Source organism: Cryobacterium sp. AP23, from assembly GCF_054075385.1.
This window is the reverse complement of sequence record NZ_CM133415.1, coordinates 1,963,321-1,975,976: the sequence shown is the minus strand read 5'-3', so window position 1 is coordinate 1,975,976 and position 12,656 is coordinate 1,963,321. Positions and strand designations below refer to the sequence as shown.

The following is a 12,656-nucleotide window of genomic DNA, read 5'->3' as shown; positions in this document are numbered from 1 at the left end:
GGAAGTCGGCGAACGGAGCTCCCGCGAGATGCCGAAAAGTGCCCCTTGGATCGCATCCAAGGGGCACTTCGCCGTAAGTCGGCCGGGTCAGGCGACGCTGGTGGCGTGCGCCTTCGGGGCGGTGACACTGGCGCCGGGCTGGCTCTTCGAGCAGAGCACGACGAGGATCACGGCGACACCGACGACGATGTGCGGCACCCAGGCGTTCGGGGCCTCGTCCGCGAAGCCGAACAGGAACGGCGACGCGATCAGGAAGACCGAGGCGAGGATGTCGAAGACGAGGTGCACGGGCATGCCGATGACCTTGACCAGGCCCAGTTCGTAGCGGGTGAGGAGGCTGTAGATGATGAGGCCGACGCCGAGGACGCGCGGCACGATGACGGCGGCGCCGCCGACCTCTTCGAACATGAAGATCGTCGGGGCGAGAATGAGGGCGATGGCGACGACGTAGTCGAGAACGGCGTGGACCTTGGTGGGAATGAATCGCATGGGGAGCTCCTGGTGGTTGACCGGAGGCCGAATCGCCTCACGACACTAATTCGCCGCCCTCGGGCGGACGGATTGGTCCGGTCCCACAATTGCCGCTCAGCAGCGCTCGTACACGTACCCGTCCGAGCCCGCCGGAACCAGGTCCCGGTCGCGCAGGATCATCGAGTCCGGCCGGTCCGGCGACCCGCAGGCCGCGGCGAAATCCTCCCGCAGGTCGTCGGCGTACTCGATCGCCAGCACGTGGTCGCCGTACGCGGCGGTGTACAGCACGCACTCCTGCCACCGGTCGCACTCCTCCGCGACGGCGAAGTCGAAGGTGCCGGCCAGGTCTGCCGCGAGGTCGGCGGCGTTCTTCTGGCCGATCGCGAGGCCCGCACCGTGGGCGCCGGCCACGAGCAGGTCCGCCAGGGCGAGGTTGCCGGCGGCCGTGAGCAGGCCGGCCGACCGGGTGTAGGAGTCGAGGTTGTCGATCTCCACCGCGTCGAAGCCGTCCTCGGCGCAGCCGGTGATCTGCGGCAGCAGCAGGGCGGCGATGCCTGCGCGGGTCGCGGCCGTGCCGGTGTCGAAGAGGAGCTCGTCCGGCCAGTTCTCATCCCGTACCGGGATGCCGTCGGCGGTGAGGATGAGGTCGGGGGAGTCGGCCAGGATCCGCTCGGAGTCGGCCGGCTGGGTCTGGAACCCGTTGAGGTAACAGACCGAGTACAGGCCGGCGGCGGGCGCTTCGGTGCTGTCACGCACCACGATGTCCACCCCGGCCGGCGGGTCGTACGCCCCTCCGAGCTGGTAGTCCAGGCCACCGCCGGCCGGCGGCAGCGCCGGGCCGGTCGCGGGCGTGCCGGATGCGGGTGAGCCGATCGTGGCGGCGCAGCCGGCCAGCGCGGGCACGAGCAGCACCACCGACACCAGTCGCAGGGGGAACGAGAAAACGCGCCGCCGGGTGATCATTCGGCTGATCATCCGGCGACGCGTTAACAGAGTCTGAAGGCTAGGCGACTTCGGCGACGCTGGCGTTCAGCACGTCGTCGAGCGTGACGAAGGCTTCCTCTTCGGTGGACTTCTGCGCGAGCGCGAGCTCGGAGACGAGAACCTGGCGCGCCTTGATCAGCATCCGCTTCTCACCGGCGGAGACGCCGGAGATGCGGTCGCGGCGCCACAGGTCGCGAACGACCTCGCTGACGCGGTAGACGCTGCCGCTGCCCATCTTCTCGGTGTTGGCCTTGTACCGGCGTGACCAGTTGCTGGGCTCTTCCTCGACATCGCTGCGAAGCACGTCGAAGACGGCCTCGACGCCGGCGGCATCGATGACATCGCGAACGCCGACGAGCTCAGCGTTGTCGATGGGCAGGTTGATGGCCAGGTCGCTCTGGTGCACGGTGAGCGTGATGTAGCGCTTCTCGACACCCTTGATCGTGCGGGTGTCGACCGCAGTGATCGTTGCTGCGCCGTGGTGGGGATAGACGACGGTCTCGCCGACTTCGAAAATCATCTGATGCAGCCTCATAATTCGTTGAGCGTGGTTGACGTATCACCCGGACGTCTGCGCGGGGCGCGGACGTGCTCCTCCACAGTGCTGTTCAGACGATTCGACGCACCCGGGGCAGATCACCGAGGACATCACGCGACTGAAAATGGCATAGCGGTTCGTTAAGGGTATTGAGAGAGTGTATCATTCCCGCCTCGCTGGCCCTATTCGGTGCTGTCCCCGGCTGAGGCGCGCTCGTTCCGCTCCTTCTCGAGGTCGGCCACCCGCTGCAGGATCCACGACGACAGGGTTGCGGTCACCACCCCGACCACCGCGACACCGCCGAGCATCAGCACGCAGGCGACGATGCGGCCGCGCACGGTGACCGGGGTGAAGTCGCCGTAGCCCACCGTGGTGATGGTCACGAACGACCACCAGATCGCGTCGCCGAACGACGTGATGTTGGCATCGGGCGCGCCTCGTTCGGCGTCGAGCACGGCCAGGGCGGCGATGTAGGTCACCAGAATCGCGGTGCCGGTGAGGTAGACCAGCACGCGGGCGCGAAATGCCGTGCCTGCGGATTGCTGGAACACCCGGCTGTGCGCGAGGACCCGGAGCAGCCGGAGCGGGCGCAGCAGCGGAACGAGAACGACCAGGAGGTTGAACGGATGCCGCAGCACCCACTGCCAGCGATGCTCGGCCAGCATCACCTCGATGACGTAGTTGACCGGGAAGATCGCCCAGCTGACCAGGATGACCAGCGCGAGGAACAGGGACGTCGGCGCCGGCGCGCCCGCGATGACCCACCAGGAGTAGGACACCAGGAACAGTAGCGCGGCGACGTTGAGCGGCCAGTCGGAGGCCTGCTCCCAGCGTGCCAGGCGGTCCCCGCCCGGGTCGGCATGCCGCACACCCGTCGCAGTCATGCGGGCATCCTGCCACCACTGGCTGCCGACCGCTGGGCCGGAGCACGGCCGGCCGGCCCGTGGCAGGATATGCGCATCAACGACGGGAGTGTCGTGGCCGAGTCGCAGCGAGACGGGGATCCGGAGGCGCGGCTGCGTGCCCTGCAGCGGCGCGCGTTCGCGGCCGACGGTGACGCCGCGGGCGACCGGGAGGTGGCCAGGGCCATCCGGGAGTTGCAGGCCGAGATCGCGGCGGCGACCGGCGGCGCACAGTCCCGTCCCGTCGCGTCCGAGCCCGTGCGGATGCCGCCCGGAGCTTCCGCGATCGGCTCGCCCCCGCTGCCGGATGCGCCGGGCGACCCGCCCGAGCCCCCGGCTGAGCCCCCGGCCGAACCCGGCAGCGCGGCGGCCGAAGTACCATCCCGCCGCTGGGGGCTGCTGGTCGCCGGCGTGGCCGGGGCGGTGGCGCTGGGGGCACTGGCGGGGAGCGCGGTCACGGCGGCCATCCACACCGAACAATCGGCATCGGTCAGCGGCGCCGGCGAGACCAAGGTCCCCGCCACCGACGACCCCGCCCCGAACGCGGACCAGCCCGTGCTCGTCGGCGAGATCTTCACCCGGGGGCAGACGCCCAGGGACATTCCGCTTGTGCCGATGCCGGAGACCTTCGCCGCCGAGTCCTTCCGCTACCTGGGTTCCGCGGGCTGGACCGACGCCGACGCCGACGGGGTGACGGACTCGCCGTACTACGCGGCGCGGGGCGCCTCCGGCATCGTCTGCCTCGTCGTGGTGCCGGAGGAAAGCGGCTACCTGTCGACGTGCGCGCTGGAGTCCGCTTATCCGGAGGCGGGGCTGCGCCTGTCCTGGCAGAGCGTCGACCTGCACCCGGCCCTGCGGGACAGCGGAGACATCGTCCTGGATATCAGCGTGACCTGGCTGAGCAACGCCATGGTCGAAACGCGCGGGTCGGGCCGGCCCGTCGTCGTGCCGTGACCGGCGGTGCTACAGGCCCTTCTCCACCATGTCGATCACCCGCACGATGAGCGACTGCTTCACCGGCGCCGGCAGGGCCCGGAGTGGTCCGTCGATGAACAGTTCGGCCAAACCGTGCACGGCCGACCAGGCCAGGAATTCGGCGCCCGGGCGCCGCTCCGGCGCGAGCAACCCCACCGTGACCAGGTCGTCGAGAGCCTGCGTGAGCAGCTGGAACGGGGTGAGGCCACCGTGCCCGGCGCGGGCGGAGCTGGTGGCACTGTCCAGGTCGGATGCGGCGGAGAACGCGGTCTGGAACTGACCGGGTTCTTCCAGGGCGAAGCGGAGGTAGCCGGTCCCGACGGCGCGGAACCGCAGCCGGGCGGCCTCCAACGGGTCCGGTGTCGTGATGGCGGCCTGGTCCGCCTCCATGGCGTTGGCGACCAGGGCCTGGCAACTGGAGCAGACCGCATCCAGCAACGCCCGCCGGTCGGCGAAGTGCCGGTACGCCGCATTGGGCGTCACCCCGGCCCGCCGGGTCGCCTCGCGCAGCACCACCGCTGCCGGACCGCCCTCGCCGGCCAGGGCCACCCCGGCCTCGATGAGCGCCCGGCGCAGGTCACCGTGCCGGTACGAAGTTCGCACCGAAGAATCATGGGTACCCGTTGTCACGCCGCCTCCGTCTGGTTACCATGGAATCTTACATGTGGACATCGTACACATTTGCATTCCCATCCAAATTTCCAATTCGGCAGGGGCGTGACATGGCATTCATCGAAGCATCCGGGCTCACCAAGGTCTACAAATCCAAGACCGGGCCGGTGCACGCGCTGGCCGGGCTCGACCTTTCCGTGCCGCAGGGCACGGTCACCGCGATCCTCGGCCCGAACGGCGCCGGCAAGACCACCGTGGTCAAGATCCTGACCACCCTCATCCGGCCGACCGCCGGCACCGCAATCGTGGACGGCATCAACGTGCTGGAAGACCCGAAGGCGGTGCGCAGCATCATCGGGGTGTCCGGTCAGTACGCGGCGGTCGACGAGAATCTCACCGGCTTCGAAAACCTCGAAATGGTCGGCCGCCTGTACCACCTGGGCGGCGCGGCATCCCGGCGGCGGGCGCAGGAACTCATCGACCTGTTCGAGCTGACCGCGGCGGGCAACCGGCCGGTGAAAGGGTTCTCCGGCGGCATGCGCCGCCGCATCGACCTCGCCGGCGCCCTGGTTTTCAACCCCAAGATCCTCTTCCTCGACGAACCGACCACCGGGCTCGACCCGCGCAGCCGGATAGCGCTGTGGGGTGTGATCAACCGTCTCGTCGACAACGGCACCACGGTGCTGCTCACCACCCAGTACCTGGAGGAGGCCGACCAGCTGGCCGACAGCATCGCGGTCATCGACGACGGCAAGGTCATCGCCGAGGGAACCTCTGACGAGCTCAAGGCGCAGATCGGCGGGCACCGGGTGGTGATCGCGCTGGTCGACGCGGCCGACGCCGGAGCCGCGCGGGAGGTGCTCGCCCGGTACGGCGCCGGTGAACCGCAGATCAACAGTGACGGTCGCGGCCTGGACGTAGCCGTCACCGACGGCCCGCCGGCCTTGCAGCACGTGCTCGCCGACCTGCGCAGCGCCGGTGTCGAGCTGCATGACGCGGGGATGCGGCGTCCCACCCTGGACGACGTGTTCCTCCGGCTCACCGGGCACAAGGCCGACATGGCCGCCGACGAGAACGAAGACGACAAGTTGGAGAAGGTGAAATGACGACCACGGCCGAACGGCCCCTCATCGCGCCACCGAACTGGAACCCGCTGTCCCTCTGGTTCTCGGACGGCTGGACCACCACCAAGCGCAACCTCATCAAGATCAAGCGCACCCCCGACATGCTGGTCTTCGCGGTCATCCAGCCGATCATGTTCGTGTTGCTGTTCAGCCAGGTCTACGGCGGCGCCATCTCGGTGCAGGGCACCGACTACGTGCAGTTCCTGATGGCCGGCATCTTCGCCCAGACGGTGGTGTTCGGCTCCACCTTCTCCGGCTCCGCCATGGCGCAGGACCTGAAGGACGGCATCATCGACCGATTCCGTAGCCTACCGATGAGCTCCTCCGCGGTTCTCGTCGGCCGTACCAACGGCGACCTGGTGCTGAACACCATCTCGATGATCATCATGATGGCCACCGGGTTCCTGGTGGGCTGGCGGGTGAACTCGTCGGTGGGGGAGTTCTTCGCCGGGCTCGCCCTGCTACTGCTGTTCAGCTACGCGTTCAGCTGGGTGATGGCGCTGCTGGGCATGAGCGTGCGCTCGCCGGAAGTGATCAACAACGCCTCGTTCATCATCCTGTTCCCGATCACCTTCATCTCCAACGCCTTCGTGCCGATCGAGACGCTGCCGGGTCCGCTGAAGACCTTCGCCGAATACAACCCGGTGTCCGCCCTGGTGCAGGCCGCCAGGGAGCTGTTCGGAAATGAGGGCAGCGCACCGGTGCCGGATGTCTGGACGCTGCAGAACCCCGTTGCTACTGTGCTCATTGGCGTGGTGGTGTTGCTCGTGGTGTTCGTGCCGCTGTGCGTCCGCAAGTTCGCCTCGATCACCTCGCGCTGACAACGACGCAGGTCCAGGAACACGCAGTTTCCAAGAGCACCGAGACAAGGGAGTCGATCATGGCGACAACAACCACACTCACCTTCCAACGCGGATTCGGCGGATTCGCCGTGCCGGACCTGGAGGTCGCTCGCAGCTTCTACGGGGACGTACTCGGACTGAACGTGTCCGACGTGATGGGCATGCTGCAGCTCTCGCTGCCCGGCGGCTCCGAGATGATCGTGTACGACAAGGCGGACTACCAGCCCGCGGTGTTCACGGTCCTCAACCTCTCGGTTCCCGACATCGAGCAGGCCGTGGATGCGTTGGCCGAACGCGGCGTGGAACTGTTGCACTACGACGGATTCGGGCAGGACGAGCGCGGCATCGCGCGCGGCGAGGGGATGCCGACCGGCGGTTGGATTTCCGACCCGGCCGGCAATATCATCGCCATCATGCAGGAATGATTCGAGAGAAGACGATCATGACCACCACAACACGCGTGACCTACCGGCACGGCTTCAGCGGCTTCGCTGTGCCCGACATCGAGGCCGCGAGCACGTTCTACCGGGAGGTGCTCGGCCTTGACACCGGCGACGGCGGGATGGGGACGCTCCGTCTCACCTTGCCCGGCGGTGCCGACGTCTTCATCTACCCCAAGGAGGACCACGAACCGGCAGTGTTCACCATCCTCAACCTGGAGGTGGACGACATCGACCAGACCGTGGACGTGCTCGCCGAACGCGGCGTGGAGTTCCTGCGCTACGACGGCTTCCAGCAGGATGAGCGCGGCATCGCCAGCGACGACGAGGGGCCGCGGATCGCCTGGTTCGCCGACCCGGCCGGCAACATCTTCTCGATCCTGCAGAACTGAACCCGGCCGTGGCGACACCTACGACGGTCGGGGATGCGCCCTACGACGTGAAGCGGGACTTCCGCGCCCTCTACGCCCCGAAGAACCGCGACTGGGAGTCGGTGACGGTGCCGCCGCAACGTTTCCTCGCGGTCGACGGGCACGGTGACCCCAACACGGCACCGGCCTACGTGGAGGCGGTGGAGGCGCTCTACGCGGTGGCGTACACCGTGAAGTTCGCCGGCAAGCGCGCCGGCCGCGACCTGGTGGTGGGGCCGCTGGAGGGGCTCTGGTACGCCGACGACGCATCCGTGTTCTCGGCGCGGAACAAGGCCGCGTGGAGTTGGACGATGCTGATCAGCCTGCCCGACTGGGTGAGTGACGCCGAGGTAGCCGATGCCGTCACCGCGGCGCGCGGCAAGAAGAAGGCGCTGCCGGGCCTGGACCGGGTGCGGATCGAACGGCTTGACGAGGGGCTGTGCAAGCAGCTGCTGCACGTGGGCTCATACGACGAGGAGACGCCCGCGCTGACGAGGTTGCACGGCGTGGTGTTGCCGGCCGAGGGGTTGCGGGAGCGCGGCCGGCACCACGAGGTGTACCTCGGCGACCCGCGCCGCACCGCGCCGGAGAAGCTCAGAACCGTGGTGCGCCAGCCGGTGCAGCCCGCGTATCCGGCGTAACCCTCGCGAGTTGCCCACCTGCGGACGACTTGCCCTGCTCTGCCGGGGCAACTCGTCCGCACCGGGGCAACTCGGGTTCGGGTCAGCGACCGCCGCGGCGCTTCCCGGCCTGCGGGCTGGGGGAGTTGCGGGTGCGGCCGGCGCTCTGCGTCTTGCGCGGGGTGGCCGGTTTGGCGGCGGCCGCGGCGGCGCGCACGGCCTTCGCGGCGGCCTTGGCCTTCGCGGTCTTCTTTTCCTTCTTCACCGGTTCGTCGCCGGCGGAGACCGCGTTGGTGCGTGAACTGTCCCGGGTGCGGCCGCGCACGATGCCGATGAACTCCTCCACGTCCGGGGTGGTGTCCACGGTGCGCCAGGCCAGCGCGATGCGGCTCTCGGCAGTGTCTTCCACGGGCTTCGAGACGACATCCTTGCGGCTGTGCAGCCGGGCCACGGAGTGCGGCAGGATGACGATGCCGACGCCGGCGGCGACGAGTTCCATGGTCTCGTCCATGTCGCGCATCGGCGGGAGCGCGCGGCGGCTGCCGTCGCGCACCTCCACGGCGGCGTCGCGCCACTCCGGCACCTCGTCCGGGTCCTGCAGCAGGTGCTCGTCGACGAGGTCGGCGACGACCACGCTGTCCGCATCCGCCACGAAATGGTCCTTCGCGACGACCACGACCGGGATCTCGTTGTACAGGGCGATCAGGCTCAGGCCCTCTTCGTTGATGGGCAGGCGCACCAGGCTCACGTCGGCACGATTGTCGCGCAGTACGGCCTCCTGGTCGGTGGCACCCGTGCGGAAGACCTCGAGCGGGGTCTCCGGGCGGCGGGACTCCCAGATGCGGGTCCATTTGGTGGGGGTGACCCCGGCGACGAAGGCAATGGAGAAGGTCACCGGCATCCTTTCGTGGAGCGAGTTTCGGGGTTCGGATGGGGGTGTTCGGGGCCGGCGGGCACACGGCACCGAAACCTTAGTGCTCTCAGGCTATACGCTGGAACTATGAGCGAGAAGAAGCCCCAGACCATGAAGCCGGCTACGGCTGCCCAGAAGCTTGGGATTCTGCTCGAAGCAGCACCCGAAGAGTTCCAGTCCGCACCGGTATCCCGCACCGAACTGGCCGCCCTCGAGGCGAACCCGCCGGAGTGGCTCACAAAGCTGCGCGCCAACGGCCCGCACCCCAAGCAGGTCGTCGCGGCCAAGCTCGGCGTCTCCATCTCGGGCCTGGCCCGCGGCGAAGCGACCGAGCCCCTCACCACCGCCGAGATCCAGGCCCTGCTCAAGCAGCCGCCCGCCTGGCTGGTCACCGAGCGCGCCACCCAGTTCGAGGTGCGCGAGGAGCAGATCCGCGTGAAGGACCGCGACGCCGAGAAGGCCCGCAAGAAGGCGCACATCGAGCGTCAGATCGCCCAGAACGAAGAGGCCGGCCGCAAGCTGCTCTAGCTCACCGGCTCCCCGCCGAGTTGCCCCGTTCTGGACGAATTGCTCCGGTAGAGCGGGGCAATTCGTCCGTTAAGGGGCAGGTCGGCGACGCCTCCGGGCGAACCCGCGTGAACGGATGCGCCGGGTCAGGCCGCCGGAGCCGCGTACTGCGCGCGCAGGAACGTGACGATCTCGGCGAGTTCGGCCTGCGCGATCGAGTGCCCCAGGCCCTCGTAGATGCCCTCGGTGAGGGTGGAATGCCCCGGCAGCCAGGCCTGGGTGCGGGCGACCGCCGCCTCAGGGATGACCGGGTCGAGCGTGCCCCGGCCCCAGAACACCGGCGGCTTGAGCTCGGCAAGCCTGGCGTCACCCGGATGCGTGGCGCTGGCGATGAAGCCCGACAGCTGCACCGCGAACGCGAACCGTTCCGGCGCGTGTCGCATCAGCTGCAGCGTCATGGCGCCGCCCTGCGAGAATCCGAGCAACCCGATCGAGGTGGGCTGTTCCGGCAGGGCGTCGAGCCAGTCGAGGATGCCGAGCGCGGCCGCGTCGAGCGCGTCGCCGACCGGGTCGCCGGGCACCCCGATGGGAAACCACGACCAGCCCTGCCCGGCCGGCAGCGGTGCCCGCAGCGCGGCGATCGAGGGCTGCAACGGCAGGTGCGGGGCGAGCGAGAACAGGTCACCCTCGTGCGATCCGTAACCGTGCAGCACCAGCAACAACGGCCGTCCCACCCGGTCCGCCGCCGCGGCCGACCACAGTACGGCTGCCGAGTCGATGCCTTGTGCCTTGATCCCCTGTCCCATCCCCCCATCCTCCCACCCCCACCGCAACATCCCGCGAGCCGTGAGCGGAACCCCGAAAACGCGCCCATCCTGGGGTCGTTCTCACGGCTCGGCGGCGGCTTGGGGTGCGTTGCAGGGATTGGTGGGACACAATGAACTATGAGCGTGCGCACACCTGACCCCGATCCGGACTGGACGAATGGCGGGGATGACGCTCCGCCGCCCAGCACGAACCCCGGCTGGCTGACCGATGTGGAGCTTGCCGAGATCCGCCAGCGGCTGCCGCTGCTCTACGTCGAGGCGGTGCCCGTGCGGGTGGATGGACTCGGCCAGGTCGTCGAGGTCGGCGTGCTGCTGCGCGCCACCCCGGAGGGCAAGATGACCCGCACCCTGGTCTCCGGCCGGGTGCTCTACGGCGAGACCCTGCGTGACGCGCTGTTCCGCCACCTCGAGAAGGACCTCGGCCCGATGGCGTTCCCGCAGCTGCCGCCGAGCCCGGTGCCGTACTCCGTCGCCGAGTACTTCCCGATGCCCGGCATCACCGCGTTCACGGATGACCGCCAGCACGCCGTCTCGCTGGCCTACGTCGTGCCCGTCACCGGCACCTGCGACCCCCGCCAGGACGCCCTCGAGCTCACCTGGATGACCCCGGAAGAGGCGGCCACCGACGCCGTCTCGGCCGAGATGGAGGGCGGCCGCGGCGGCCTTCTCCGCATGGCCCTGGCCTCGGTCGGCGCCCTGCGCTAGCCGGACCTGCTCGCGAGCCGTGACCTGAGCCCCATCCCGGGCCCGTCTTGCGTGCTTGGCTCACGGTTCGCGGGTGGTTACAGGCCCAGGGTGTCCAGGAATAGCCGGGTGAATCGCGGGGCGTCCACGTCAAGGGCCACCTCGGCGACCTCCCAGCCGCCGATCGCGCCGTGCAGGCTGTCCTCGCCCAGTCCCCGGCGCCGGTCCACGATCGTCTGCCCGCGGCCGTAACCGGTCAGCTCCACGCGCACCGGCAGCATCCGGGTCTCAAGGGCCTCCGGGTCGACCAGCGCGCAGATGGCACCGGCATCGCCGATCAGGCCGGAGTACTCGGCCACGGAGTTCTCGCCGCGCGCCACCCGGTTGGTCAGCAACGCACCGACCACCCGGCCGTAGGCGGAGTCGCCGGCCTCGAGCGCGGCGGCCACCGCCCGGTCGATGCTCACCTGGTTGAAGACATCCAGCCCGTACATGAAGGTGGGGATGCCGGCATCCAGCACGATCGCGGCCGCTTCGGGGTCGTGCCACACGTTGAACTCGGCCACGGCCGTGGCATTGCCGGTGCCGGCCGAGCCGCCCATGAACACGATGCGTTCGATGTTGTCGGCCAGGTCGGGGTATTGCCGCAGCAGCAGTGCCAGGTTGGTCTGCGGCGCCAGGGCCACCAGGGTCACCGGGCGGGGGCTGTCGGTGATCAGCCGGCGCATCAGCTCGATGGCGTTCACCGGCTCGGGCGTGCGGTCGCCCGGCGGCAGGTGCACGGTGCCCAGGCCGCCCTCGCCGTGCACGTGCGACGCCGCGCGGGCCGGGGAGATCAGCGGCCGCCGGGCGCCGGCGGCCACCGGGATGTCGGGGGCGCCGGCCACGTCGAGGATGCGGAGGGTGTTCTCCACCACCCGTTCGAGCGAGGCGTTGCCGGCGACACAGCTGATCCCGAGCACGTCGATGTCGGGGTGGGCGATCGCGAACAGGATGGCGAGGGCGTCATCGACGCCGGTGTCGACGTCGAGGATGACGGGAATCGTAGGCATCGGCCCAGTTTATGGGCCGCGGCGGAGCCTGGTTGGCGGCGTCTAGCCGGCGGCGACCAGGTGCACCTCGCGCACCAGACGCACCTCGTGGATGGACTCGCCGAGGATTTCCTCGTCGCGGGCCAGGCCGTCGGCCAGGTAGCCGTTGCGGGTGTAGAACCGGTGGGCGCGGGGGTTGTCCTCGGCGACCCACAGGTAAGTGGGCCCCGGGTCGACGACGGCGTCGAAGAGCTGCTGGCCGATGCCGGTGCCGTGGAAGGCGTCGAGCAGGTAGATGAAGTACAGCTCGTGGTCGGTGGGCTTGCCGGCGTCGCGGCCGGGACCGCTGCCGGCGAAGCCGACGATTTCGCCGTCGAGCTCGGCGACGACCTGGCGGTATCCGGGGCCCTGCACGGTGAAACGGCGCCACATCGCCGTGAACCGCGCGGGGTGCAGCTGGGAGAGCGTGGCACGGCTCAGCAGGTGGTCATAGGTCTCGTGCCAGCAGGCCGCGTGCACGCGACCGAGGCTCTCGGCATCCGTCTCGGTGACTGGTCGAACAACAGCTGTGGTGGTCATACCTCGACCCTAAGCCAGGCCGCCGACCTCGCCCGACCACCCCGCCCGGGAGCACAACTCCTGCAATTTTGGCGGATGCGCCGACGCCGCCCCGGAATCACGCGGCGGAATGGAGGCCGTCCCGAATCCAGCAGGAGTTATGCGGCCCAGTGAGGGGTAAACGCCGAACGGGCCGGCCCCTGGAGGAGCCGGCCCGT

The 12,656-nt window shown here is 69.3% G+C and carries 17 protein-coding genes; 8 read left to right on the top strand and 9 right to left on the bottom strand.

Annotated features, from left to right (window positions below):
* Positions 1-87: 87 nt before the first annotated feature.
* The 4 genes from ACU5E9_RS09435 to ACU5E9_RS09420 form a co-directional block, all read right to left on the bottom strand.
* Positions 88-489: an SPW repeat domain-containing protein gene (locus ACU5E9_RS09435; RefSeq protein WP_456813333.1), complete on the bottom strand. Its 402-nt coding sequence runs from the start codon at positions 487-489 to the stop codon at positions 88-90.
* A gap of 96 nt (positions 490-585) precedes the next feature.
* The gene (locus ACU5E9_RS09430; RefSeq protein WP_456813332.1) at positions 586-1,446 is read right to left on the bottom strand and encodes an endo alpha-1,4 polygalactosaminidase; all 861 of its coding nucleotides are present in this window, start codon (positions 1,444-1,446) and stop codon (positions 586-588) included.
* Between the two features lie 28 nt (positions 1,447-1,474).
* The gene (locus tag ACU5E9_RS09425; protein ID WP_456813331.1) at positions 1,475-1,975 is read right to left on the bottom strand and encodes a CarD family transcriptional regulator; all 501 of its coding nucleotides are present in this window, start codon (positions 1,973-1,975) and stop codon (positions 1,475-1,477) included.
* Positions 1,976-2,175: 200 nt separating this feature from the next.
* A complete protein-coding gene (locus ACU5E9_RS09420) occupies positions 2,176-2,877 on the bottom strand; it encodes a potassium channel family protein (RefSeq protein WP_456813330.1) in 702 nt (233 codons plus the stop codon).
* Positions 2,878-2,946: 69 nt separating this feature from the next.
* Here ACU5E9_RS09420 and ACU5E9_RS09415 point away from each other — a divergent pair, with 69 nt between their 5' ends.
* Positions 2,947-3,849: a hypothetical protein gene (locus ACU5E9_RS09415; RefSeq protein WP_456813329.1), complete on the top strand. Its 903-nt coding sequence runs from the start codon at positions 2,947-2,949 to the stop codon at positions 3,847-3,849.
* A 9-nt stretch (positions 3,850-3,858) separates the two neighbouring features.
* Here the strand turns inward: ACU5E9_RS09415 and ACU5E9_RS09410 are convergent, their stop codons facing one another.
* On the bottom strand, positions 3,859-4,473 hold the full coding sequence (locus tag ACU5E9_RS09410; protein WP_456813328.1) for a TetR/AcrR family transcriptional regulator: 615 nt from the start codon (positions 4,471-4,473) through the stop codon (positions 3,859-3,861).
* A gap of 119 nt (positions 4,474-4,592) precedes the next feature.
* Between ACU5E9_RS09410 and ACU5E9_RS09405 the strand changes: the two genes are divergently transcribed.
* The 5 genes from ACU5E9_RS09405 to ACU5E9_RS09385 are packed head-to-tail and all read left to right on the top strand — an operon-like array spanning position 4,593 to position 7,939.
* On the top strand, positions 4,593-5,588 hold the full coding sequence (locus ACU5E9_RS09405; protein WP_456813327.1) for an ATP-binding cassette domain-containing protein: 996 nt from the start codon (positions 4,593-4,595) through the stop codon (positions 5,586-5,588).
* Complete coding sequence (locus ACU5E9_RS09400) at positions 5,585-6,427, top strand: ABC transporter permease (RefSeq protein ID WP_456813326.1); 843 nt, start codon at positions 5,585-5,587, stop codon at positions 6,425-6,427. Before ACU5E9_RS09405 ends, ACU5E9_RS09400 begins: the two co-directional genes overlap by 4 nt.
* 59 nt (positions 6,428-6,486) lie before the next feature.
* On the top strand, positions 6,487-6,873 hold the full coding sequence (locus ACU5E9_RS09395; RefSeq protein WP_456813325.1) for a VOC family protein: 387 nt from the start codon (positions 6,487-6,489) through the stop codon (positions 6,871-6,873).
* Positions 6,874-6,890: 17 nt separating this feature from the next.
* Positions 6,891-7,280, top strand: coding sequence for a VOC family protein (locus ACU5E9_RS09390; protein ID WP_456813324.1), 390 nt, complete (start codon positions 6,891-6,893; stop codon positions 7,278-7,280).
* An 8-nt stretch (positions 7,281-7,288) separates the two neighbouring features.
* Positions 7,289-7,939: a GyrI-like domain-containing protein gene (locus ACU5E9_RS09385; RefSeq protein WP_456813323.1), complete on the top strand. Its 651-nt coding sequence runs from the start codon at positions 7,289-7,291 to the stop codon at positions 7,937-7,939.
* Positions 7,940-8,021: 82 nt separating this feature from the next.
* Here the strand turns inward: ACU5E9_RS09385 and ACU5E9_RS09380 are convergent, their stop codons facing one another.
* The gene (locus tag ACU5E9_RS09380; protein ID WP_456813322.1) at positions 8,022-8,813 is read right to left on the bottom strand and encodes a LysR family substrate-binding domain-containing protein; all 792 of its coding nucleotides are present in this window, start codon (positions 8,811-8,813) and stop codon (positions 8,022-8,024) included.
* A 105-nt stretch (positions 8,814-8,918) separates the two neighbouring features.
* Between ACU5E9_RS09380 and ACU5E9_RS09375 the strand changes: the two genes are divergently transcribed.
* Complete coding sequence (locus tag ACU5E9_RS09375) at positions 8,919-9,359, top strand: DUF5997 family protein (RefSeq protein WP_456813321.1); 441 nt, start codon at positions 8,919-8,921, stop codon at positions 9,357-9,359.
* 125 nt (positions 9,360-9,484) lie between these two features.
* Here the strand turns inward: ACU5E9_RS09375 and ACU5E9_RS09370 are convergent, their stop codons facing one another.
* Complete coding sequence (locus tag ACU5E9_RS09370; protein ID WP_456813320.1) at positions 9,485-10,144, bottom strand: alpha/beta hydrolase; 660 nt, start codon at positions 10,142-10,144, stop codon at positions 9,485-9,487.
* A 138-nt stretch (positions 10,145-10,282) separates the two neighbouring features.
* Between ACU5E9_RS09370 and ACU5E9_RS09365 the strand changes: the two genes are divergently transcribed.
* Positions 10,283-10,870, top strand: coding sequence for an NUDIX hydrolase family protein (locus ACU5E9_RS09365; protein ID WP_265400085.1), 588 nt, complete (start codon positions 10,283-10,285; stop codon positions 10,868-10,870).
* 77 nt (positions 10,871-10,947) lie between these two features.
* On the opposite strand, the gene ACU5E9_RS09360 is transcribed toward ACU5E9_RS09365, so the two are convergent.
* Both ACU5E9_RS09360 and ACU5E9_RS09355 read right to left on the bottom strand, forming a co-directional pair.
* Positions 10,948-11,901, bottom strand: coding sequence for a nucleoside hydrolase (locus tag ACU5E9_RS09360; RefSeq protein ID WP_456813319.1), 954 nt, complete (start codon positions 11,899-11,901; stop codon positions 10,948-10,950).
* 42 nt (positions 11,902-11,943) lie between these two features.
* Complete coding sequence (locus ACU5E9_RS09355) at positions 11,944-12,459, bottom strand: N-acetyltransferase family protein (protein ID WP_456813318.1); 516 nt, start codon at positions 12,457-12,459, stop codon at positions 11,944-11,946.
* Positions 12,460-12,656: the final 197 nt, after the last annotated feature.